The sequence below is a fragment of the Aquirufa novilacunae genome, assembly GCF_045310505.1.
Taxonomy (GTDB): domain Bacteria; phylum Bacteroidota; class Bacteroidia; order Cytophagales; family Spirosomataceae; genus Aquirufa; species Aquirufa novilacunae.
On the sequence record NZ_JBEWZG010000003.1, the window covers coordinates 202233 to 226748 of the forward strand.

Consider the following 24516-nt stretch of genomic DNA (forward strand, 5'->3'; position numbering starts at 1 on the left):
TCCCTTTTGCGGAAATGGGAACAAACTTATTCGAGAATTTAAGGATATAGCAAGGCTAACCGAATATTTTTGGTGATAACCAAAACAAACCCTCATGAAAAAATTATTCGTTTTATTAGTAGCGCTCGCCACTTTCAGCGCCCTAGCTCAAAGCCCACAACCAGCCACACTTTTCGGTGCAGAAGCGTACGATGTTCCATCCAAAATCATGAAAAGCAATATCCGCGTTTCGGTTTCCGTACCGATGGGATATGATGCTAAGTCAGATAAAAAATACCCCGTACTATATGTGCTGGATGCCTTCTATTCTTTCCCATTGATGCACGAAATGCATAAAATGATGGCGGGAGAAATCGAGCCGGCCATCATCGTGGGTATAGGTGATGATCGCATGAGTTTACCTGAATGGATTATTTCTCGTTACCCCGTGTTGAATTTTGACAATGTGGCTTATGAAGACTCTTTCCATGTAGCAAATTTGCTTCGCGGAGCACCAGTAAAACTGCATTCTGGAGATGGGGCACAGTATTATAATGCCATTAAAACGGAGGTGATCCCGTTCATCGAAGCAAACTACAAGACATCTGACGATCGTGGTTTAACAGGTCATTCCCTAAGTTCTTTATTTGCATCTCATGTGATGTTCAAGGATCCGGGTTATTTCTCCAAAATAGGTATCAACAGCGCTCCCCTATTTGTTAATGATGATGAAACGATGCGTTTAGAGAAAGCCTTCTTCGCTTCGAAGAAGAAATTGTCAGGCAAAGTATTCATTTCCGCCTCCTCGCTGGAAGGCAAAAATTTATTTGAAAAAAGAGCCTTGAACTTAGCTAATGCGTTAAAAAGTAGGAATTATCCGGGACTCAACGTAACACATCATGTTTTCCAAGATGAAAGCCACGTTTCTGAAATAGGTGCTTTGACAGGCAAAATCCTCTATTATTTCTATGGTCTACCAGTCGATCGATCATTAGGAAAAGGTCACAAAGCAGATAAATAAACCCAAACCATGAAAAAATTATTCCTACTCCTCTTCTGCGCAATAAACGTATTTGCGCAATCCGGACTCCCTACTGGAGATCCTATTCAAGCTGGCTTATCTAAAGAAGGTATTCAGCGCGTAGATGCATTTTTAACCTCCCAAACAGATAAAAAAATCATTCCTGGTTCCATCGGAATGATCGTGCGCCATGGCAAAGTGGTGTATAAAAAGGCTTTTGGAAAAGCAAACCTAGAAACAGGTGAAGCCATGCGGACAGACCACTTATTCCGTATGGCCAGTATGTCCAAAATCATCACAGCGGTGGCTGGCTTGAAATTGTATGAACGCGGACTTTTCACCATGGATACTCCCTTAGGCGACATCTTGCCTGAATTTGCGAACATGCAAGTTTTGATTGGATATGACACAGTGAAGCACGAATTCATCACCCGTCCTGCGAAAAACAAGATTTTGATGAAGCACGTTTTCACACACACCTCAGGAATTGCTTATCCCCCTTTCGCAAGTTTAGGACATGAAGCTTACGTGAGAGCAAATATTACCTTTGCCTTCCCTAAGGTCAAAAGTGGATTAAAACTGGCTGAGATCATTCAAAGCGCTGCTAAATTACCCCTAACCCACGAGCCTGGTGAAAGCTGGACGTATGGAATGAATTTAGAGGTTTTAGGGCGTGTCATTGAAAAATTAGATGGCCGCAGCTTTCCTGATTTTTTACGTCAAGAGATCTTTGCTCCACTCAAAATGAATCGTACGTATCTGGGAGTTCCTACAGAAGAATGGAAAAATGTAACACAAGTTTATACGCGTAAAAGCAATGGACAACTGGGCATTTATACCGACCAAGTGGGACGTGATTTAATGGGATTCTCGACAGAGACATCGATGGATTTTTGGAAAGACACAAATACACAATTAGCCATGGGCGGAACGGACGTCATGAGTAATGTGGACGATTATGCCCGTTTTTTCCAAATGCTATTAAATTACGGAGAACTAGATGGTGCTCGAATTTTGAGCAAAAAAACCGTAGAAATGATCGAAAAACCACTATTCGACGTCGCTACAAAAGATGGGGTAGCGATGGGTGTAACCGGCCGCTCTCAATTCAAAGCAGGCATAACGGTGTACGTATATCCGGAAGAACAAGCGAAATTCGAAACGATTTCAGCGGGATCTTATTTCTGGCTCGGGTATTTTGGGACACAATTCTGGATAGATCGCAAAGAGGATATGTTCTCGATGGTTTTTATGCAATTAGCTCCTGAACCCACGGGACATAATGGCAAATACCGCCACCTCGTTTGGGGTAGTATAGCAAAATAAATAGATAAGGCCCACCTGCGGTGGGCCTTATTTTATTTAATAGAATCTAGCTTGCTTCTCTATCTTCCGGTAAGGTGTTTTTAAGAAATCAAGTACAGTGGAATTGAAAATATTTTTATAAAAAACGGGGGTGGAATGGCCGGAATTTGGCAAAATCCATAAATAAGAACGCTTGATGGCAGAGGCAATTTTTAGGGTATGATGCGGTAAAATCACATCATGATCACCTGCTATTACCAACGTAGGACACTCAATTTTCGCTAAATTAGCGTGCGTGATGTGAGGTTGTTCCACTAAAATTCGACTCAATTTGAGTACGCGATTGCGCTCCAAAGATTCGGGCGCTTTTTGTAAGCTATCAATCATATGATTAACTAGTTCAACAACCCATGGATCGGTGCTTTTAATCGGATCCGGAATTAAATTAGCTCCTGTAACCGCTAGTTTACGCACTTTCTTTGGGTGACGACTCGCTAATAAAAGTCCATTAATTCCGCCATCACTCCAGCCCACGACGTTTACCGAATCTAATTTCAGGTGATCGAGGAGTGCCGCAAAATCATCCGCCATCTGTTCATAACTTAAGGAATCTTGCGTATCAATGGATTTCCCATGTGATCGATTATCGGCAATTATCACCTGGTAGTGCTTCGAAAAAAAAGGAATCTGATTGCTGAAGTCCTTAATTGAACCGGTATTCCCATGAATAAAAAGCAAAGGAGCCCCCTTTCCATAGGTCTCGTAATAGAGGTTGATTCCACGTATAGCCGCATAATGACCGGCTTTCGGATTGTTTCCGTAGGGTATTTTTTGTTGGCCAAAAGTGGAGAGGCTTATGACAAGTAATAAGATTAAGTGTTTCATGTTACAAATAAGCGCATTTTCATAAGTAAATCTGTGGATTACGAAATTTAATCTGTTCCCTTTTGCGGATTTAGGAACAGAATAGAAACATGTATGAATTATCTGTACTCATTTGAACATCCTGTCGAATTGTGTTTTTAATGAAATGAATTTATTTTTATGTTATTGTAACCTCTGCATTGCAAAGCCTCAAATTTATGCGATCAATTCTCTTTAGAACACTTTTTTTCCTTGCATTCACCTCAAGCCTTTCCCTTTCCGCCCAAAACTCCATTAAGGTAAAACTACTTGGCTTAAAAGTAGGCGATACGTGCACGGTTCAGATTCAAAAAAGTTCAGAAATTTTCTTCTTCAAAAAGTTAGGCGGCATTTCTACAGGCAACCTTGAGCATACATTCCCGAATTTAAGTAATGGAAAATGGGCGTTAAAACTAGATGCTACCGGGTATTATTTCCCTTCCACAGAGGTTTTTGAATTAAATGGGACGGATAAAATTTTAGAGATTCGCTTAAACCCCATCACACTGACGAATAAGACCAATTATGTTTATAAATGGCAAGATGATTCGAGTTATGTGGGACACGCGCAACAAAGTTATATCAACGAACCAAACGAGATTCAGATTTTAGACCAAAGTATCAAAATACCCGAGGACTTTAATTCAATCAACCTACTCAACAAACACGGCATTGCCTTATCGGATAAAGTTAGCCCTTGGACGCCAGAGGACGCCTTCCGTTTATTTCAAACAGTTAAGAGAATTCCATCACTTATCATTAATGATGATGCCTTAGCCACCTTCAAGTCTGAGGTGAAATCGGTTTGGTACATCACCGATCAAGAGGTGATTGATGACATTCAAATCGTCGAACGAAATAATATCAAGTTTGTCACAATTTCCAGAAAAGCCTTTACTTATTCCTCTCCCCTTGTGGTTACTTTGGATGGGGTGAAAGGTCGATTTTATTCCAAAAGACTCTATGGAGCCATCGTCAATTTTGCCACTAATTATGGCTACGATAAGAATGCTGTAGATCAGCTCGCAAATAGCCGTTTTGGGATTCGCTTTCTTATTCCTAATGCAGAATTAAAACAAATCATGGGTGAAGACTTCTCCAATTTCCAAGAGTTTTCAGCTTCAGAAAAAATATCCATTTTGTCCATGTTCGAAGAATTACCGGATGGAATGCATGTTCAAAGCAATTTAAAATATCTAGCAAGAAGAATTGCAGGACAAGACAATCCGACTTATCCACCAGCAGCAGCCATTGCTTGGGTAGGAAGAAAAACGATTGAATTTATGCAGAAAGCATTTAATAGTGCTCAATACTCCGATGTTCAACGCTTGATATTACATGAAAAAGCCCACTTTATGTGGGAAGGCTTATTTGACCAAAAACTACGAGATGATTGGGCAACTACTGGAGGATGGTTTCTGGACCCTACAGCGGCAGAAGGGTGGAGCACTAGTAATACGACAGAATTTGTATCCGCCTATGCACATGCGAAAAATCCGAATGAGGATATGGCAGAATCCATTGCTGCTTATGTGGTCAATCCAGAAATTCTTCGGTCTAGATCCATGAAGAAATTTGAATTTATTCGGGATCGGATTATGCAAGGAACAAGGTATGTAACCATTATTCGTAAGGATTTAACCTTCCAGGTTTATAATCTATTTCCTGACTATAATTACCCCGGCAAAATCAAAAAAGTTGATGTGGAAGTCAATGGTTTACCTGAGGAGGATAAAGAATTAGTCATTCGAATTGAATTAAATAAGATTGATGAAAAACAAGATGGGGCAAAGTATGCCTTCACCAGAATTAGTAGTTCTATAGGCAGTGCATATGATATGTATTTAAATCCAATAGATAATGGGAAAGGCTTTATTCTGGAGGGGAAAATTACCATTTCGAAATTTTCTAAAGCCGGATATTGGAGTGTGAATCAAATTGTACTTACTGATCAGGTAGGGAATCAACGCTATGAAAATAACAGTACGTTTGGACTAAAAATTTTCATCAATAATCCCAAAGAAGACATCATTAATCCTAAGTATTCCGAAAATACGTTAAAACTAAAAACGGGTTCGGGTAAATATAAATATTTCTCTACCGATGAATATGCGGACGGCGACACTTACCAAAATATTCAAGCCGATTTTGATTTGATAGAAACCAATAAAATGGTTTATACTGGCTTGAACTTTGCAATACCTAAAAATGACGAAAATGGAGTTCGCCAAGATTTTCAATTCGGTGTTTTAGGCGATAATCCCACCTATATTCAAAAAGATGTTCAAAATAAAAACATCAACCACGTTAACTACAAATTTCCTATCCCTGAATACTATCCGACAGGTTATTATGTGACAACCAGCATGTTTTTAATTGATGAGGCAAGAAATGAAGCCAGAGCCTTCTTTATGAGGGATACTACTGCTTTTCGAGTTGAAAAAAATACAACTAAACATCTAAGAGATAGTGTATATGTTAAAACAAAATACCCAGATTTCATTCCTCCAATTCTAGATATTAATCAAATTTATATTAAAGCAACGCCTAGTAACCCGACAGCACCAGATGGGGAAACCTTGTTCGAGATGGAATTTTTCGCAAGAGATAGCTCTGCATATTTAGGTAATGAGGCTGGATTACAAAATGGCGGTTATACTTTAAGAGACCCTCAAGGAAAAGTTTTCTACTATGGAATGCAGGGTGATTTCACCAAATCATTCGGACAGGATTTCTTCTTCTCTCTTAAAGATATAGTAGGCCCTCCAGGGAATTGGCGGAAATACAAAGTATCCACTTTATTGCCTAAAGGTTCTGCCCCTGGTTTATGGGGAGTGGAAGGTATAACCCTTTTTGACCGTGCAGGAAATAAGAAATACTACAACTTCACAGAGGTGGTTCGTTTTGATTTAGAAAAAGCAGATACGACGAAACTAGTACAGCCAAAAGTGGAAATTTTAGGCAAAAAAGTGAATGCCAAAAATGCAGAGGCACTTAGCCTTTCCATCAGTTGTAAAGATTGCAAGAACAAGAATTACCGTGCCCGTTTTTATAGTAGTATGGGAGGTAATTCTGTCGTAAGTGAAGGGAAGATGAGCAAAGACTCCATCGTGGTCGAAAACATCAAATTAACAGGCGTAAATGATGGAATTTTATATGCCACCGTCTTCATGCTAGACTCGACAAAAACACTCCTAGGGATAGGCAAATCGATCTATGCTAAAGATGTGCTTGCTCCAAAATCTGCGATTTTAAAAACCAATTTGGCGAATTTTGGCAAGACTAATATTGACTCATTGATCTACCAGATTAAAGCTTCTGAAGCAAAAGGATCCTATATTTTGAGCATTAAACAAGCCAGTGTTACACCTACAAAACAAAGTTCGCCTGGCTTTTACAAAACAGAAGCTCTGGTAAAAACAATAACCGGAACCTTCTCTAATTCAAACATCAGTGTCAAAGATTCCGTGTTAAAAGGCTTTGAAGATGGGTTAATTGAAGTTAGTTGTATCGTGAGAGATTCTGTGGATAACGAAAGTGAGCCGATTATTTCAACTATCTACAAGGATACGCGGGATCCCATCTTGAGTATCTCAAAAACAAGTTCAACGAACGGTAAATTAGTACTTAACGTTCGCTCGAATGAATACATTAGAAATACCTTATCCACTGCTGATCTATCTATCAAAAATGGTTCAATTACAGGTATTAAAAAGGTGGATAATCGAAACTTTGAAATTAGCATTGACCGAACTTGTGCAGATAGCTTAACGCTAAATGTATTGGCAGGTAAATTGCTCGATACGGTGGGCAATAAAAACCAAGCCACCATTTCAAGTTTATTGGACGTTCAAAAGCCAAATACCCCTACCATTAGCGTTGCAAACATTCAAAATTTAAGTACAACTGCGACTGGGACTTATCAATGGTTTTTGGATAATAAAGCAATTACTGGAGCTACACAAAATAATTATGTAGCCACTGCGACGGGTGCCTATAGTTTAGTGGTAACCAATGCGCAAGGATGCCCAAGTGCTCCATCGGCAGCGATAAGCATTGCCATCACGGGTATTTTAGAGGTCCCTACTTTTTCTGTCTACCCTAATCCAACTAGGAATCAACTAAAAATAGCGACTGAAAGTCAAGGGGATATTGAACTCATTAATTCGTTTGGCCTAGTCATCAAACGAGTAAATCAAATAAATAATGGCGATGTGATTGATATGTCAAACTTACCTGTAGGAAAGTATATTATTCGATTTACAGATACTGACAATCGGATAAGTACCGTGGCGTTGATAAAGGAATAATAGTGGAATTCAGGGATTAAATTGTCTTTTTGTTATATTTGACAAAAAGCCATTTCTATGACCAAAGTGTGCGTAATCGGTGCTGGACCATCCGGCATCACAGCCTTAAAAAACCTAAAAGATCAAGGACTTGATGTAGTTTGTTATGAATACAACTATCAGGTAGGCGGAAACTGGGTCTATAACGAGAAGACAGGACACTCCAGTGTTTTTGAGACTACGCACATTATTAGTTCCAAAACTCTATCGCAATACGAGGACTTCACCTTCGACGATTTCGAGAAAGGGATGCCTGATTATCCATCACATGATCAATTGAGACGTTATTTTCAAGCTTATGCGGCTCATTTTAATCTCGCGCCGAATATTGAGTTTGGGACCTTAGTAAAATCTTGCGAGTTAGACGATGACAAAAACTGGGTCATCGTTTCCGAGAAGGATGGGGTAGAAAAAACAGAAAACTTTACCCACTTAGTTGTGTGCAATGGCCACCACTGGTTGCCTCGAATGCCCCATTATCCGGGGGAATTTACGGGTCGTTTGATGCATTCGCATGAATTCAAGAAAGCTGAGCCGTTTAGAGATCAACGAATTCTAGTCATAGGAGGTGGGAATTCAGCTTGTGATGTGGCGGTAGAAACGAGCCGGGTGAGTAAGAAAACAAGTATTAGCTGGAGAAGAGGGTACCGGATTGTGCCTAAGTTTTTGTTTGGCAAACCGAGTGATGTGGTGGCTTCCCGTTTAGCCTGGCTGCCTACGAAATTGAAATTTTTCCTTTCGGAATTATCCGTCAAAATATTCTCCGGTTCCAATAAAATGTATGGTCTTCAAGAGCCAGAACATGCGATTACAGCTACCCACCCTACCATCAACGAAGAATTATTGTATAAAGTACGGCACGGAAAGGTGTTCCCTAAAGTTGATATTGATCATTTTGAGGGCCAAAATGTGCATTTCAAGGATGGGTCTGTGGAGGAATTTGACACGATTATTGCCTGCACCGGCTATATTTTGGAACACCCCTTCTTCCGAAAAGACTTCTTAAATTACAGCGAAGGCGATGTGCCACTTTACCTCAAAATGTTGCATGAGAAATACGATAACCTGTTTTTCGTGGGCATGTTCCAGCCACTGGGTTGTATTTGGCCGGGTGCGGAATTGCAAAGCAAGATAGCGGCGAGGGCGATTAAGGGCCTTTGGCAGAGACCGGAAAATATCGCTGAATTATGCCAAAGAGAGGTCACACATCCCCACCTCAACCAAATTAAAACCCCGCGACACACGATAACGGTAGACTTTCATCTGTTCGTCAATCAGCTGAAAAAACACCTGCCTAAAAACTACGTCAGTAAAAACCCCATCTGATGAAAGAAACGATCGTATTCGTTCATGGCATGGCACACGGCGCTTGGTGTTGGGAGGAGCATTTTATTCCCTATTTCGAGAAGCTGGGGTATAACTGTGTTGCCTTTGACCTTCCGGGACATGAGGTCCAAGGCAGCACTCGGCGAATTTCGTATTCCTTAGGTGATTATGTGAAAGCTTTACACCGTGTAGTAGCAGATCTGGAAGCACCACCCATCATCATTGGACATTCCATGGGTGGCATGATTTTGCAGCACTTCCTAAAAACAGGCACTTGCAAAAAGGCTGTACTTTTAGGTTCAGTTCCTCCTGAAGGAGTATTAGCTGCTAGTTTTCGTGTGTTACTCAGATACCCTGGTGTAATTCCTTACTTAATCAGCAGAGACCTGGTAGGAGCTTTTACGCGGTTTCCAAAATTGATTTTAAATGACCCAGCACTTTCCGAGCGCTATGCACCATTGATGTGTGCAGAATCATTTGTTGCCTATTTAGGATTAATGCTCCCTTTTCATCATCGCACATCTGTCCCTCTTTTAGTGGTGGGTGGCTCAGCGGATGGATTGATCACCATTCAAGAATTTGCGAACACCGCGAAACTTTACAAGGCGAAACTCGAAATCATCAAAGGAGGGTCGCATGATTTGATGCTGGATAAGGATTTTGAAAAAACGGCGGAGGTGATAAAATCCTGGTTAGAGGAAAAATAATCAATTAATTTCCCGACCTTGCCTCCCTAAACCCCCAACACCATGGCCAAAGGCATGAATTCCCAAAAGGCGGCAAAGAAAGAACCCGCTAAAACTCCGAAGGAGAAAAAAGAAGAAAAGAGAGAAAAAAAGAAAGCAGGCTATCAATAGATGGCCTGTTTTTTTAAGTACTTTTGGGGAACATGAGTTCAAAAGACCACAAGGTATTTTTTATTACCCCACCTTTTACCCAATTAAATACGCCCTACCCTGCGACGGCATATTTGAAGGGATTTTTGAATACCCGCAACATCTCCTCTTTTCAGGCGGATCTAGGGCTCGAAGTCATATTGCAGCTTTTTTCCGCCAAAGGACTTCAACAACTTTTCACCCAGATTGAAAATTCAGGCAATAAACTGAATGAAAATGGGCAGCGCATGCTGCGACTAAAACAGTCCTACATTCGCACGATTGACCCCGTAATTTCCTTTTTACACGACAAAAACCCCACCCTGGCGCATGTGATTGCAGAGCAAAACTATTTGCCAGAAGCTTCTCGCTTTCAGCAAATAAGTGATCTGGAATGGGCCTTCGGGAGTATGGGGGTGCGGGACAAAGCGAGGCATTTAGCCACCCTTTATTTAGAAGACATTTCTGATCTGATTATTGATGCGGTGGATCCGCATTTTGGCTTTAGTCGCTATGCGGAGAGGCTGGGCAGATCTGCTTCCAGTTTTCAGGAATTACATGAAGCCTTGAACACACCATTAACCTATATTGATAAATTGTTGGTAGACGTTTTAGCCCAAAAAATCGCTGCCGAAAAACCCGATTTAGTCGCTATCACTGCCCCATTCCCAGGCAATTTATACAGTGCTTTACGTTGTGGGCAGTGGATTAAAAAACACCACCCGGCCATCAAAGTCGCCTTTGGAGGAGGATATGCCAATACCGAATTGCGCTCCTTACAAGAGCCGCGCGTTTTTGAATTTGTGGATTTTATCACGCTAGATGATGGAGAGACACCATTAATGAATCTGTTGGAACATTTGAAAGGTTCGCGTGAATTGAAGGATTTGAAACGCACGTTTTGCCTGGTAGCAGGTGAAGTCACTTACCTAAATGGGTCCAAAGATTCAGACGTCAAACAAAAAGATGTGGGCATTCCAGATTATTCGGATTTGCCTTTAGATAAATACCTATCCGTCATCGAGATCGCAAATCCGATGCACCGTTTGTGGAGCGATGGAAGATGGAATAAATTGACCCTGGCGCATGGCTGTTATTGGGGTAAATGTACCTTTTGTGACATCTCCTTATCTTATATTAAAGACTACGAAGCGACTACCGCACCGATGCTGGTCGATCGCATCGAAGCGATGATTGCCCAAACCGGGAATAATGGTTTTCATTTTGTGGATGAAGCTGCTCCACCCGCCTTGATGCGAGACGTGGCCATTGAGATTATTCGCAGGGGTTTGACGGTGGTTTGGTGGACGAATATTCGTTTTGAGAAGAGTTTTACCAAAGACCTATGTCAGCTTCTCGTTCGCTCCGGCTGTATCGCCGTTTCGGGAGGATTAGAGGTGGCCTCTGATCGATTATTAGATTTAATTGACAAAGGCGTTACGGTAGCCCAGGTTGCCCAAGTGGCTGACCATTTTACTCAGGCAGGCATTTTAGTTCATGCCTACCTAATGTATGGATTCCCAACCCAAACCGCGCAAGAGACGGTGGATTCACTAGAAGTGGTGAGACAGTTGGTAGAAAATGGAGTCATGCATTCAGGTTTTTGGCATCAATTTGCGCTAACGGCTCATAGTCCAGTAGGTCTCTATCCTGATGCCTACCAAATACAGATTTTAAATCCAGAACCGGGACGTTTTGCAAATAACGATTTAGAACATGCAGATCCTACTGGAACGGATCATGCCAAATTCAGTGAAGGATTGAAGAAATCCTTATTCAATTACATGCATGGCATCGGTTTAGACATGCCGTTGCAGGAATGGTTTGATTTCAAAATTCCTCGCACGCAGATCCCGAAGAATTACATTGCCCGCATTCTATCTCAAAAAGAGGATACATTTCCTAAACCTACTGCTAAAATCGTTTGGCTAGGACCTACGCCTAGCAAGGTAAAAAAAGCCTTATTATTCAGTTTAGGCAGAGAGGAAGTGGAATTAGAGGTACCAGAAAAACTTGGAATATGGCTTACAAATGCATTACCTGCACTTTCCTTGGGAACTGAAAAAACAGGAACCTTTGCTGAATTTCAAGCTGCCTATTCAGATGCTGGCCTAGGTGATTTCGACAATTTCTGGGAAGGAGAAATCGTAGAAGAATTACGGGAGATGGGATTGTTAGTAATATGATAAAAACAAAAAAGCCTCAAATTTCTTTGAAGCTTTTCTCTTAGTTGGCGGTCCGGACGGGACTCGAACCCGCGACCCCATGCGTGACAGGCATGTATTCTAACCAACTGAACTACCGGACCGTCTTGTAATTAGTGGCACAAAATTAGGGAAATTATGCTTTGAAACAATACCTTTGGGTAAAAAAATAAGAAAATATGCACATACCTGCTAGCTACGAATACCCGAATGCGCCGTATTTCGCTGAATATCTGAGTTTTGGAGAAGATGAAAATTTATTTGATGTGCTGAAAAATCAGTACGACGAACTGATTGAAATCTTTGAAAAAGCAGAAAACGGATTTGCCGATAAAGCCTATGCAGCAGGAAAGTGGAGCTTGAAAGGCTTGTTAGGGCATATAGTCGATTCGGAAAGGATATTTTCTTACCGAGTTTTGGCCCTATCCAGAGGCGAAAAAACAGCTCTTCCGGGGTTTGATGAAAATGAATACCAAGCAGCCTCTGAATATGAAATGCATGCCACAGAGGATATCATCGCACAATACAAGGTGACAAGAGAGGCGACAACCCTGCTTTTACATTCACTTTCAACTAAGCAATGGAACCAAATGGGTCAAGCAAATGGGAAGTCGATTAGTGCGAGAGCTCTAGCCTGGATGATCGCGGGTCACGAAAAACACCACCTTAGGATAATTAAGGAGCGATATTTGTGCCAAAATTCTTAAATTGCCTTATGCATTTTTACAAATACCAAGGAACTGGAAATGATTTTGTCGTGGTCGATGATCGCGCAAAGACCTTTAACCTAAATCAGGAGGCGATTGCGTTGCTTTGCCACCGCCGTTTTGGGATAGGGGCTGATGGTTTTATGCTTTTACAAGAAGCAGAGGGCTATGATTTCCGCATGGTATATTATAATTCAGATGGAACGGAGGGGACGATGTGTGGAAATGGCGGCCGTTGTTTAGTTCGCTTTGCAGCGGATTTAGGCATTGTGACCGAGAAAGCCCATTTTATTGCGGTAGATGGACCGCATTTGGCCTATATTAATCCCGAAACCATCTCTCTGCAGATGATGGATGTGAAAGGTATCGAGCAACACCATGACGATTATTTTACGAATACTGGTTCCCCGCATTTCGTGCGTTTTACGAAGCAGGTGCAGTTTTATGATGTCAAAAACACCGGTTCAGCGATTCGCTATTCCGAAGCATACCAGCCCATCCATGGAACGAACGCTAATTTTGTAGAAAAATTAGATGACCAAACTCTCTTCGTACGCACCTATGAGCGCGGCGTAGAGGACGAAACCTATTCTTGCGGTACGGGTGTGACGGCAGCAGCTTTAGTGGCTAAAACCTTTCAAAACGTACAAACTCCCGTTAAAATCAAAACCCTAGGAGGTGAATTAGCCGTGAATTTCGACGGCGATGCCATCTCTGGATTTACAAATATTTTCTTAATAGGCCCGGCAAAACACGTGTTTACCGGCACAATTTCCGTGTAATATGACCTTAGATTCAACCACACAACAAAATATTGATCAATGGCTTTCTGGCCCCTACGACGCTGCGACGAAGGCGACGATACAGGAATTAATCGCAAAAGGAGATCAAACTACTTTGACTGATTCATTCTATAAATCGCTGGAATTCGGTACAGGCGGTATGCGCGGTGAGATGGGTGTAGGCTCGAATCGCATGAACAAATATACGGTAGGCGCTGCCACACAGGGCTTTGCGAACTATTTGAATGCGTCATTACCAGGCCAAAAAATCAAAGTAGCCATCGCGCACGATTCACGCAACAACTCGCCTGAGTTCACCCGCATCGCTGCAGACATTTTCACTGCGAACGGCATCGAAGTCTTTTTATTCCCAGCCTTACGCCCTACGCCACAATTATCCTTCACGGTTCGCCATCTAGGCTGCCAAGCAGGATTAGTGATCACCGCATCTCACAACCCGAAGGAATACAACGGATACAAGGCGTATTGGTCTGATGGATCACAGGTCGTAGCACCTCACGATAAAAACATCGTGAAGGAAGTAAACGCGATTACGAGCATCGCTGATATCAAATTTGAAGGAAACGACGCTTTATTGCACCTATTAGATGGTTCCATCGACGAGGCCTACCTACAAACGATTTTAGTCAACTGCCGCCAGCCAGAGGTGATTAAGCGACAAAAAGACCTCAAAATCGTCTTCTCTCCTATCCACGGAACCGGAATTACTTTAGTTCCTCAAGCCTTGCAATTGCTAGGTTTCGAGGCCTTAACGGTGGTGGAAGAGCAAGCGGAACCGAATGGTAATTTCCCAACGGTGATTTACCCGAATCCGGAGGAGAAGGAAGCCTTGACTTTGGCATTAAATAAGGCCAAAGCCATCGACGCCGACTTAGTCATCGCCACAGACCCTGACGCAGACCGCGTGGGTGCCGCAGTAAAAAGCCCAGACGGCGAATGGGCCCTTTTAAACGGGAACCAAATGGCCAGCCTCATCCTCTACTACCTATTAAAAGTATCGGATTTAAAAGGAAACGAATTCGCCGCGAAGACCATCGTGACGACCGACTTAATCGACAAAATGTGCACCTCCAAAGGCGTGCCTTGCTATAACACACTTACCGGTTTCAAATACATCGCCCAAGTTATCCGCGAATTAGAAGGAAAAGAAAAGTTCCTAGGCGGTGGCGAAGAGTCCTACGGCTATTTAATCGGCGATGCCGTGCGTGACAAAGACGCGGTGGCCTCTTGTGCCATGATCGCTGAATTAACCGCTTACGCGAAAGACCAAGGCAAATCATTATTCGACTTCTTAGCGGAGATGTACGTAGAAAATAATTTCTACTACGAGGGACTTATTTCCCTGACGAAAAAAGGAAAAGCAGGCGCCGAAGAGATCAAACAAATGATGATCAACTTGCGCTCGAACGTCCCTGCTACGGTGGCAGGTTCAAAACCCGTTCGCGTGTTAGACTACGAAGGATTAGTTTCGACTGACTTATTAACAGGCGAAACAACACCTATCCAATTAGGTTTAGGTATTGAAGCGTCGAATGTGATTCAATTAATCTTAGCCGACGGATCTAAAGTATCCGCCCGCCCATCCGGCACCGAACCTAAAATCAAGTTCTACGTTTCTGTGAACGCACCTTTAGCTTCCGCAGCTGACTTTTTTACGGTCTATGCGGAATTGCAGAAGAAGGTGGGGGTTATTCAGGAGGATTTAGGTCTTGTTTAAAGAATAAAGAATAGAGCACAAAGAATAAAGGTGGTATAAAAAAAGGGGCTTCAGCCCCATTTTTTATACATTCAGAAATATTTCATACGGTCATCTCCGTAGGAGATTCCTACTTTATGCTTTTTGCTCTAATCTATTTGCTTATCTTCATCATGCCCATTTTACCATTCAATTTTGAAGTAAAGTTTAAAAAATAATTACCGGCTGCTAGACCAGATAAATCTACTATTTCTGAATCTCGAACAGATTCCTTTACCCAAACAATTACACCATTCAGATCATATATTTTAGCTGTAACTAATGGGCCGAAATCCTCAGGAAATTTAATTTTAATGGAATGATCGAAAGGATTTGGCGAAATCACAACATTATCATCAGTTAATGCATTTGATAATATTAATTCACAACCTTTTGAATCTACTTTAGCTCCAGGGCTGGAATTCGGGCACTTATCATTTACATTCTTAACGCCATCACCATCATCATCCGGACGCTTATCTAAGGATTTATCTTTAATGATCAACATATAATTTTCATTCCCCTTTACATTCGGATCAAGGTCAATCTTGACCGATGGCTGGATAACTTCCAGATTTCCATCGCCATCTAAATCCACATAATCATAAGTATATCGACCTAAATTTCTTGCTAAAGAACCATAATTTTTATCATCTGAAGTAAATAAAGATGCATAGCTTGGCTTTGATTTATAATCAAATTTTTTGGTCGATGGATTGAACGCAAAATACTGAAAATCAGAACTACTATTCCAAAGGTATTTAGGCTCTAACGTATTCACATAAGGTACCAAATCCAGATTGCCATCTAAATCCAAATCAATAAAATACATACCACTTTCATTCGTAAACCATTTACCAAAATTATTCTGATCTGGTATGAAAGTTGATGTTGTGTTTATTAATACATTATTTTTATGCGTGTAAACCAGTACCTGATTATGAGGCTCCAAGAGGGCTAATTTTGTTGGTTGCATATCCAAACTGCCTAATCCAGAATATTGATTAGTTACATAACAGATGTATTCCATTTGACCATCTTTGTCCAAATCAATTTTTATGTAATTACGCAAACTTTGATTCCCTGGATTTATAGGATTATCTGCAGCATAAACCAATTCAATTGTCTTAGGGTTTTTAAAGTCAAATATCCCTTTACCCATATTATTAAATTGAAATAAGTAATTAGGCTTAGTATCAAGTTTTTTCCCAACACCCACAATATCCAACCAACCATCTTGATTTATATCTTCAACGATCAAACGACCCTCAGACAGCAAATAATCGGTGGGGTATTTTTTCAAGGTAAATTTGCCATTTCCATCATTCAACATAATAGAAAAGGTATAACCATTGGACGATTGGGCCATATTTATCAAATCAACATCGCCATCTTTATCCAAATCACCGGAACCTATTGAATGAATTGATTCAAAAATATTTTCTGGACTAGACGCTCGCAATTCAGTTAAATCAATTTTTGTTACTTCGTCTATCAGATATTTATTTGCTTGAATAGAGTAATAACGGTTTAATTTAAACTCATTCGCATCGTAATCGATACCCATACGGTGATTACTATTTCTATCTAACCATTCATGTAATATTTTTTGATTGTCTTTACCTTCCATTTCTCCGTGATAATGTTCTCCTCCAATAAACAACTCTGGCTTTCCGTCTTTATTTAAATCCAACACTTCGTAATTTTGCGGAGCATGTAAAATTGAATAGTCCAGGTAATTAGGATTTCGATAAACTTCAAAATTTAATCTTCCTTTGTTTTTAAAGTAAATTGGAACACCCATATGAGCCATTGCTACAGCAGAACTTCCATATGCGATGTAAGTGCTAGGGTGAATGATATCCATTTGCCCATCTTGATCTAAATCAAAGGGTATAGTACCTCGATCAAAAGGAGGATGAAACTCTTCTAATCCATTCACCATGCGACCATTTGCATTTTCGAATCCAAATGGATTTTTTATCGCGTAAAAATCATGAGTAGCTGTCGACTTAAATTTAATTGGTGAGACCATATATGAATTAGGCTCGTCACACACATCTCCAATGCCATCTTTATCGTTATCTGCTTGATCTGGATTATAGGATTTTGGGCAATTATCAAGATCATCTAAAATTCCATCTTTATCGACATCTGACAGGTTTAATTCAACGATATCGATATTCTTATCCATGCGAATTTGCATGATTTCGTATATTCCATCTTCATTAAAATCGATTGGAATTTTAAATCCTTTCCAGTTACCACCTTGGTCAAAAAACTCACTCGAATGATCATTGGTAGAAAAAACTACGGAGCGCTTGACCATTTTTTTTCCATTATTGATGAAAATAAAATAACCCCATTGGTCATTTTTTTTCTCATACCATCCATTTTGAGGGACGATATCAATTAAGCCATCGTTATTAACATCTACTAAATGAATTCCATTCGCATGCGAATTTGTATTATCATAATTCAATCGATTTTCAAACCATTGAGATGAAATCTCTTCCCCTTTAAGATTATATACGCCAATTTTGTTTGGACGATTATCACCTGATTTATTGTTCCCCCACTCCAACGTAACTAACTCCACTGTTCCATCCTGATCCAAATCAACAAAATGAGTTCCCCAGTCATTGACAATGGAATAGGGATACTCGCGTTGTAAATTGCCAAAATCCTGCGCACCATTGGTATCGAATTTACGAGTCAAATCATTTTTACGAATTTGATATTGATTAACAACGTACTGATTATCAGGCAAGTTCCAAGATGTAAAAGGGATAATGGTATTACTTGTCTTATCCCAAACTTGTTTATAATGCAACAGAAAATAATAATCATTCCCATTTAATACTTGCCCATTAAAAGGAAATGCAGTCAATCGATCGCAACAAAAATTAATAGGATTGGCATTTGGATACAGAAATTCCCTTTTCCATTGATTATTGGCATCTAATTCATACGAATAGAATAAATCGTACACCCCTGGTTTTCTTGGATTTACATCATTTCCAAATTGTCCGTCATTGCCAAAAATCACATTCGGGATTCCATCACGATCTACATCTAAAATAATAGGCTCTTTCTGATTAAGGTAATCCCCCTGAAAATAATCGTCCCCTTTCAAATAAGTAAATCCAGTCCCCGTATTGATGAGGTAATTATCTGGGTAATTATTTTTTCCTCCAATGTAATTAGGAGGTTGATTGCCATCCTTACCATGGTAATTTTGGGTGAACTGATAAATATCACGCTTACCATCTCCATTGAAATCAGCAGATAAACCCGTTACAAAACCAAAATCGGAATTTTGTTTTACTCGGTAATTTACATCCTCCACCCACTGTAATTTACCATTGATCATCTTCTGAACGAAGACAGCACTCAAAGCAGCTTTCTCTGGATTACCCGCATAATTGATAAAAAAGTCCTTCTTACCATCGCCAGTGAAATCCGCGTATTCTTGATAACGTGACACGTGAAAACGATCTTTAATTCCTAATTCAGTCATCAATGCATCCGAACTAGAATCAAATGTCAAAACATTTTTATTGACCGATTTCACTCGAATATCTTGCGAGATTCCAGTAAAATTTAAAACAAATAATATCAACAATAATTGATTTGATCTCAATTTTGCAATTTTTGGCATCAACATATAATAAAGAGATTTAATAAGTGATCGACTTAAAAATGATTTCAACTAAAATAAACGTTCAAGCTTTTAGCGAAATTTAAAATCTAATAATAATTTTTAAGTTAACTAGGCTACCATAAACGGCAACAAACATTTAGATTTATTGCGTTATAATAACGTGAATAACGCTTTTAAAGCTTCTTAAATGGTTTAATTAAGTATTTTTACGCTTATACTAAAAAGCCCAATGAACAAACTGTTTTCATTTGTTTGCGTTATAACCTTACTTCTTATTTCAGCAAAAGGAATAGCTGATTCGAAAAACTTGCATTGGATTTCCGATTATCAATCCAAGCTCAGAAAAAGAATCAATCTGGATGATTTAAGTTTTGAAGCAGAAATAAGGACAAATGAGTGGGTCAAGTTAGGACAAGTCATGATTCAACCAGATGAACTTGCTGAGTTAGTAAGGAAGTTCAATAATGCAGATCCGTTACCTAGACCTAATCAAATCATTCGTTTTGTTGTTCAGGGAACAGGTCTGATCTATGATTTCAACGAAAAACAGAAAAAATTAACTCGAATTGATAAAACCATTCATAGTGGTCATAACTTCAATTCACATCGCTTCTATCGAGATAACATATTGTATTCTATCGGAGGGGAAGGATTTTGGTCCTATAATAAACGAATTACCTATTTTGACGAGCAAAATAGCAAAGAATGGGAAATATTGCGACCAAAAAACGAAGGCCCTGAAGTAATCTCTGATGGATATCAAGGATATTCAAAGCAAGCTGATGTATTTTTCTCTGGCGGATCAACAAAGAAAAATTTTCTAGAAAACGAAGAAATTAATCAGACTCCTACCCTATTTAAATTTGATTTTAAATTAAAAATGTGGATCAAACTAGGAGAGATAAACTTCCCGCATTCCATGAATGCTCAAAAAATAATTTTTTGGAATGGTACGCATTTTGTACAACTGGAACGAGATAAAGTATATTTCTTAAATCCAGAGGAAAACACCATACATGTCTATTCTGATAATACAACCTACTTTGAGGATGCAGGATATCATTATGTTTCACAAGATACCGTCATTTATTATAGTGCACAAAACAATGGAAATTTACGTTTAATCCCCGTTAACAGCCTATTAAAAAAATCTAAATTTGTAGGTAAATTTTATTCAGAATCAACTTCCACCAACACTTATTTATTGATATTAGCCTTTCTTTTTCTAGGTGTCTTTATTCTAATTCTAATAAGAAAGAAGCGTAAAAAATCTATCAAATTAGATGATTTAGAACACAAGCTATTAGCACATTTATTACAATCAAAAGGTCAAATAATAAGCACTATTGATTTAAATGAATTACTTGATTGCTCCACTAAATCGCAGGAAAACCAACGACGAATTCGCTATCTCATTTTGAATCAAATTAATCAAAAAATAGAAAATCACTTTAATATAAATAATGCGATTGAACGAACGCCTTCGGAGGAAGATAAAAGGATTTTTAATTACCATCTGAAACCAGGTATCGAAGGTATTATTGAAAAAGCTGTTAAGCTTCATAAAAATTAGATTAGCATAGAAAAAGGGCCTCACAAGTGAGGCCCTTTTTCTATGCTAACTTAAACTCACTCGTAAAGTGGAATTCAATCTCCGGATTGTTCGTCTGATTCATGCGGAGAATCCAGTCTGATTCGGCTAAGAATACGTAGTTGCCGTCTTTGTCTTGGGCGATGTTTTGGCCCTTTAAACGGACGAATTCTTGCAATTTCTTGGGATCCTCAGAAGTGATCCAGCAGGCTTTGGTGACAGACATTCCGTCGAAGCGACACTTCGCGCCATATTCATGTTCTAGACGGTATTGGATTACTTCGTATTGTAGATCCCCTACCGTTCCTACAATCTTGCGATTGCCTAGTTGTGGTTGGGTGAATAATTGGGCTACTCCTTCGTCGGTTAATTGGTCGATGCCTTTTTCGAGCTGTTTTGCTTTCATTGGATCGAGGTTGATTAACTCCTTGAAGATTTCAGGGGAGAAGGATGGAATACCTTGGTAGTTTAATACTTCACCTTCGGTGAGGGTATCCCCGATTTTGAAGTTACCTGTATCGTAAAGACCTACTACGTCGCCTGGGAAGCCTTCTTCGATGACCTCTTTGTCTTGAGCCATGAAGTTATAGGGGTTTGCAAAGCGGACGTTCTTCTTTAAGCGGATGTGCTGGTAGAAGGTATTACGTCTAAAGACACCAGAACAGATGCGCAAGAAGGCGATTCTGTCGCGGTGTTTTGGGTCTAAGTTCGCGTGGATTTTGAAGATAAATCCAGTGAATTTCTTCTCTTCAGGTTCCACGGTACGGATATCCGTGCCACGTGCTTGGGTGGACGGGGCGATTTGGGTGAAGGTATCGAGTAATTCTTGTACCCCGAAGTTGTTTACGGCGGAGCCAAAAAATACGGGAGCGATATCCCCAGATAAATAGTCGTTGCGATCGAAGGGTTCGTAAACGCCGTCGATTAATTCTACGTCTTCACGTAATTGGTTTGCGTCACGGTCTCCCACGCGAGCGTCCAAGTCAGCTGAGTCGATGTCGACTGCAACTACTTCTTTTTCGATTTTGGTTTTATTCGCTGAGAATAAATTCAGCGATTTTTCCATGAGGTTGTAGACGCCTTTGAAGTTTTGGCCCATATTAATCGGCCAAGTCAAAGGACGCACGGAGATGCCTAATTTTTGCTCTAATTCGTCCAAAAGGTCGAAAGGGTTTTGACCTTCGCGGTCCATCTTGTTGATAAAGATGATCACGGGAGTCTTGCGCATGCGGCAAACCTCCATTAAACGCTCCGTCTGCTCTTCCACACCCTTCACGCAGTCAATCACTAGAATCACGGAATCCACCGCTGTTAACGTACGATACGTATCTTCTGCGAAGTCCTTGTGACCCGGCGTATCCAGAATGTTGATTTTTAATTTATTATATTCGAAGGTCATAACGGAAGTCGCGACCGAGATACCACGTTGACGTTCAATCTCCATAAAGTCAGACGTCGCGCCTTTCTTAATTTTATTCGACTTCACCGCGCCGGCTGTTTGGATCGCACCCCCAAAGAGTAGCAATTTCTCCGTCAATGTGGTTTTACCAGCATCGGGGTGAGAAATAATCCCAAAGGTTCTACGTTTCGCAATTTCAGTTATAATCTGACTCATTCGTTCTTCATTAAAAATCAAGGTGCAAAATTACGCCAAAATCTATTGGATAAAAAGTTTGGTCTATGTTATTACAGGTAATGCCAATTAAGTGGTAAAACATAGTAGTTTATACAAGCTAAGAGTAAATACATCTAAATTGAAAGATGAAACATTATTTATTTTTAGATGAAAGTGGTGACCACGGATTATCATTTATTGACAGTCAAAATCCTCTATTTCTACTATGCGGAATTCTAATTTCAACCAATGAAAATGATTTCCTAAATCAAGCATTAGATAAGATTAAAAGAAAATTTTGGGAAACTGATGCCATCATATTTCATTCAAGAGATATCAGAAAATGTTCAAATGAATTCAAAATCCTTTTAGATAAACGGCTCAAATCAAACTTTCATAGTAGAGTAAATACTATGATGAAGGATTCTAAATTTTTCATCATCCCCTCTGGTGTAAACAAGAATAAATACATTCATCAAAATGGCTGCAAATCAGATGACATTTATGAACTCTGCCTATCAGCAATAATAGAAAAGTCTATTCAAATCGTGAATAAAACAATTCGAGAATCCTACAAACTTGATATTATAATTGAAAAGAGAGGAAAAAGAGAAGATAGACAACTGAGATCCCATTTAGATGAAATTCTATTAAATGGCACTTCCAAAATCTCAAAATTTGTCATTGAAAAATTTGAAATAGTAGTCACATTTAAGAGTAAAAAGGAAAATTGCAATGGACTACAATTGGCGGATTTAATTGCTCATCCAATTGCCCAGCACCTAATTAATCATGAAAAGAAAAACTTGGCCTTTGAAATAATAAAAGACAAAATTCATCCTCCATTAAACAAAATCTTGATTCGCTAAAGGCAAAAAAACAGAAGAGCCAACGGGATACCGTTGACTCTTCTGCCGACCGGGCTACACCCAATCCAATACAAATGTATGACTAATTAAAAGAAATTAATTATCTATCACTTATATTTTTACTCTCTCGTATTCAGCAATGATCTTGGTCTACCATATAAGAAGTAAACCACTAATCCGAATAATAACCAAGCTAACGCAAATATTTGCGCTGTGCGGCCTAAGTTCAAGATTAAGAACGTGTTCACAATAATACCTAGTGGAGCAATAATGTTCAAACCAGACACTTTGAATGGACGATCACGGTTAGGATCTCTGAAACGAAGAATCCATACCGCTAAACATACCATCGTAAAGGCGAACAACGTACCGAAGCTAGTCATATCACCTAATAAAGAAATCGGTGTAAAACCGGCTACTAATGAAACCACGGCACCTACTAAAATCGTTGACTTGTAAGGTGTTTTGAACGTAGGATGAACTTCAGCGAAGAACTTTGGCAATAAACCATCTTTCGCCATACCTAAGAACACACGTGTTTGACCTAACATCATGACTAACATCACAGATAATAAACCGGCTGTCGCAGCTGCTGTGATCACAAATACCGCCCAAGGCTGACCTGCTACATCAAAAGCAAAGGCTACTGGTGCTTTTAACGCATCACCAGTAATGTCTTTGTAATTAATCATACCTGTTAACACTAAAGAAACCGCGATATATAATACCGTACAGATCAATAGAGACGCGATGATTGCGAAAGGCATATCTTTCTTCGGATTGATTGCCTCTCCAGCTTGCGTAGAAACGGCATCAAAACCGATATATGCGAAGAAGATCGCAGATGCTCCTGAGATGATACCACCCCAACCGTATGCTGGAAGCATTTCACCACTTTCGTGCTTCACTAAAGTCTCTTCTGGAATGAAGGGAGTCCAGTTCGCTACATCGATGTAGAACGCACCCATGATGATCACGAATAAGATCACGGCTACTTTCAATACTACGATTAAGTTGTTCGCACTAGCCGCTTCTTTAATCCCTTTGACTAGAATCCAAGTCACAAACCACACGATCACTAAAGCTGGTAAGTTCACCGCAGCACCACCGAAGGAAACTGGATCATTCGTTAAATTCGCTGGTAAATGTATCCCAAAGAGATGGAGGAGCTTATTAAAATAACCCGACCAACTCACGGCGACTGTCATCGCACCCATCGCATATTCGAGGATTAATCCCCAACCGATAATCCACGCAAATAACTCTCCTACTGTACCGTAAGCATAGGCATAGGCACTACCTTCTACTGGTAACATCGCTGCAAATTCTGCATAACAAAGTGCCGCAAAAATACAGCCAATACCCGCAATCACGAACGAAATAGCCAAAGCTGGTCCCGCGTGGTAATGCGCTGCTGTACCTGTTAATACGAAAACTCCACCACCGATAATCGCACCGATACCGATCGCAGTTAAACTCCATTTACCTAATACACGCTTGAGCTCGCTTTTTTGCATGTCTTGCTCAAACATATGCATCGGTTTCTTTCTCCAAATACTGTTGTTCATAG

15 protein-coding genes and 1 tRNA gene are annotated in these 24516 nt (G+C 40.0%); 11 read left to right on the forward strand and 5 right to left on the reverse strand.

All coding sequences use genetic code 11. The features are described 5' to 3' along the window. The first annotated feature begins 94 nt into the window (after positions 1–94). Together V7S74_RS09065 and V7S74_RS09070 are read left to right on the forward strand one after the other, a co-directional pair. Positions 95–1000 (forward strand): alpha/beta hydrolase, encoded by a 906-nt coding sequence (locus tag V7S74_RS09065; protein ID WP_406778438.1) that lies wholly within the window; start codon positions 95–97, stop codon positions 998–1000. Between the two features lie 9 nt (positions 1001–1009). Next, the gene (locus V7S74_RS09070) at positions 1010–2326 is read left to right on the forward strand and encodes a serine hydrolase domain-containing protein (protein ID WP_406778439.1); all 1317 of its coding nucleotides are present in this window, start codon (positions 1010–1012) and stop codon (positions 2324–2326) included. A 36-nt stretch (positions 2327–2362) separates the two neighbouring features. On the opposite strand, the gene V7S74_RS09075 is transcribed toward V7S74_RS09070, so the two are convergent. Further along, the gene (locus tag V7S74_RS09075) at positions 2363–3190 is read right to left on the reverse strand and encodes an alpha/beta fold hydrolase (protein WP_406778440.1); all 828 of its coding nucleotides are present in this window, start codon (positions 3188–3190) and stop codon (positions 2363–2365) included. 197 nt (positions 3191–3387) lie between these two features. On the opposite strand from V7S74_RS09075, the gene V7S74_RS09080 reads away from it, so the two are divergent. From V7S74_RS09080 to V7S74_RS09095, 4 genes are all read left to right on the forward strand, one after another. After that, the gene (locus V7S74_RS09080) at positions 3388–7518 is read left to right on the forward strand and encodes a T9SS type A sorting domain-containing protein (protein WP_406778441.1); all 4131 of its coding nucleotides are present in this window, start codon (positions 3388–3390) and stop codon (positions 7516–7518) included. A gap of 57 nt (positions 7519–7575) precedes the next feature. Beyond that, on the forward strand, positions 7576–8883 hold the full coding sequence (locus V7S74_RS09085; RefSeq protein WP_406778442.1) for a flavin-containing monooxygenase: 1308 nt from the start codon (positions 7576–7578) through the stop codon (positions 8881–8883). Continuing rightward, positions 8883–9590 carry an alpha/beta hydrolase gene (locus tag V7S74_RS09090; RefSeq protein ID WP_406778443.1) on the forward strand — a complete coding sequence of 236 codons (708 nt, stop codon included), beginning with the start codon at positions 8883–8885 and terminating at the stop codon, positions 9588–9590. Before V7S74_RS09085 ends, V7S74_RS09090 begins: the two co-directional genes overlap by 1 nt. A 182-nt stretch (positions 9591–9772) precedes the next feature. Next, positions 9773–11944: a B12-binding domain-containing radical SAM protein gene (locus tag V7S74_RS09095; protein WP_406778444.1), complete on the forward strand. Its 2172-nt coding sequence runs from the start codon at positions 9773–9775 to the stop codon at positions 11942–11944. 45 nt (positions 11945–11989) lie between these two features. Here the strand turns inward: V7S74_RS09095 and V7S74_RS09100 are convergent. After that, positions 11990–12066 (reverse strand) — tRNA-Asp (locus tag V7S74_RS09100). A gap of 75 nt (positions 12067–12141) precedes the next feature. Here V7S74_RS09100 and V7S74_RS09105 point away from each other — a divergent pair. Genes V7S74_RS09105 through V7S74_RS09115 form a run of 3 tightly spaced genes read left to right on the forward strand, consistent with a single transcriptional unit; the run spans position 12142 to position 15189 of the window. Further along, on the forward strand, positions 12142–12669 hold the full coding sequence (locus tag V7S74_RS09105; protein WP_406778445.1) for a DinB family protein: 528 nt from the start codon (positions 12142–12144) through the stop codon (positions 12667–12669). A gap of 8 nt (positions 12670–12677) precedes the next feature. Continuing rightward, positions 12678–13451, forward strand: coding sequence for a diaminopimelate epimerase (gene dapF, locus V7S74_RS09110; RefSeq protein WP_406778446.1), 774 nt, complete (start codon positions 12678–12680; stop codon positions 13449–13451). A 1-nt stretch (position 13452) separates the two neighbouring features. Then, the gene (locus V7S74_RS09115) at positions 13453–15189 is read left to right on the forward strand and encodes a phospho-sugar mutase (RefSeq protein ID WP_406778447.1); all 1737 of its coding nucleotides are present in this window, start codon (positions 13453–13455) and stop codon (positions 15187–15189) included. A gap of 133 nt (positions 15190–15322) precedes the next feature. Here the strand turns inward: V7S74_RS09115 and V7S74_RS09120 are convergent, their stop codons facing one another. Beyond that, positions 15323–18868, reverse strand: a complete 3546-nt coding sequence (locus tag V7S74_RS09120) for a T9SS type A sorting domain-containing protein (RefSeq protein WP_406778448.1) — start codon at positions 18866–18868, stop codon at positions 15323–15325. A 232-nt stretch (positions 18869–19100) separates the two neighbouring features. Between V7S74_RS09120 and V7S74_RS09125 the strand changes: the two genes are divergently transcribed. Next, positions 19101–20444 (forward strand): hypothetical protein, encoded by a 1344-nt coding sequence (locus V7S74_RS09125; protein ID WP_406778449.1) that lies wholly within the window; start codon positions 19101–19103, stop codon positions 20442–20444. 40 nt (positions 20445–20484) lie between these two features. On the opposite strand, the gene V7S74_RS09130 is transcribed toward V7S74_RS09125, so the two are convergent. Continuing rightward, positions 20485–22077, reverse strand: a complete 1593-nt coding sequence (locus V7S74_RS09130) for a peptide chain release factor 3 (RefSeq protein ID WP_406778450.1) — start codon at positions 22075–22077, stop codon at positions 20485–20487. Between the two features lie 146 nt (positions 22078–22223). Between V7S74_RS09130 and V7S74_RS09135 the strand changes: the two genes are divergently transcribed. Next, positions 22224–22946 (forward strand): DUF3800 domain-containing protein, encoded by a 723-nt coding sequence (locus tag V7S74_RS09135; protein ID WP_406778451.1) that lies wholly within the window; start codon positions 22224–22226, stop codon positions 22944–22946. A gap of 119 nt (positions 22947–23065) precedes the next feature. Here the strand turns inward: V7S74_RS09135 and V7S74_RS09140 are convergent, their stop codons facing one another. Continuing rightward, positions 23066–24514, reverse strand: coding sequence for an amino acid permease (locus V7S74_RS09140; protein WP_406778452.1), 1449 nt, complete (start codon positions 24512–24514; stop codon positions 23066–23068). Positions 24515–24516: the final 2 nt, after the last annotated feature.

What these genes read in the sequence shown, in the direction of transcription:
- V7S74_RS09065 (WP_406778438.1), top strand. Translation starts at nt 95, where the DNA reads ATGAAAAAATTATTCGTTTTATTAGTAGCGCTCGCCACTTTCAGCGCC.
- V7S74_RS09070 (WP_406778439.1), top strand. Translation starts at nt 1,010, where the DNA reads ATGAAAAAATTATTCCTACTCCTCTTCTGCGCAATAAACGTATTTGCG.
- V7S74_RS09075 (WP_406778440.1), bottom strand. Translation starts at nt 3,190, where the DNA reads ATGAAACACTTAATCTTATTACTTGTCATAAGCCTCTCCACTTTTGGC.
- V7S74_RS09080 (WP_406778441.1), top strand. Translation starts at nt 3,388, where the DNA reads ATGCGATCAATTCTCTTTAGAACACTTTTTTTCCTTGCATTCACCTCA.
- V7S74_RS09085 (WP_406778442.1), top strand. Translation starts at nt 7,576, where the DNA reads ATGACCAAAGTGTGCGTAATCGGTGCTGGACCATCCGGCATCACAGCC.
- V7S74_RS09090 (WP_406778443.1), top strand. Translation starts at nt 8,883, where the DNA reads ATGAAAGAAACGATCGTATTCGTTCATGGCATGGCACACGGCGCTTGG.
- V7S74_RS09095 (WP_406778444.1), top strand. Translation starts at nt 9,773, where the DNA reads ATGAGTTCAAAAGACCACAAGGTATTTTTTATTACCCCACCTTTTACC.
- V7S74_RS09105 (WP_406778445.1), top strand. Translation starts at nt 12,142, where the DNA reads ATGCACATACCTGCTAGCTACGAATACCCGAATGCGCCGTATTTCGCT.
- dapF (WP_406778446.1), top strand. Translation starts at nt 12,678, where the DNA reads ATGCATTTTTACAAATACCAAGGAACTGGAAATGATTTTGTCGTGGTC.
- V7S74_RS09115 (WP_406778447.1), top strand. Translation starts at nt 13,453, where the DNA reads ATGACCTTAGATTCAACCACACAACAAAATATTGATCAATGGCTTTCT.
- V7S74_RS09120 (WP_406778448.1), bottom strand. Translation starts at nt 18,868, where the DNA reads ATGCCAAAAATTGCAAAATTGAGATCAAATCAATTATTGTTGATATTA.
- V7S74_RS09125 (WP_406778449.1), top strand. Translation starts at nt 19,101, where the DNA reads ATGAACAAACTGTTTTCATTTGTTTGCGTTATAACCTTACTTCTTATT.
- V7S74_RS09130 (WP_406778450.1), bottom strand. Translation starts at nt 22,077, where the DNA reads ATGAGTCAGATTATAACTGAAATTGCGAAACGTAGAACCTTTGGGATT.
- V7S74_RS09135 (WP_406778451.1), top strand. Translation starts at nt 22,224, where the DNA reads ATGAAACATTATTTATTTTTAGATGAAAGTGGTGACCACGGATTATCA.
- V7S74_RS09140 (WP_406778452.1), bottom strand. Translation starts at nt 24,514, where the DNA reads ATGAACAACAGTATTTGGAGAAAGAAACCGATGCATATGTTTGAGCAA.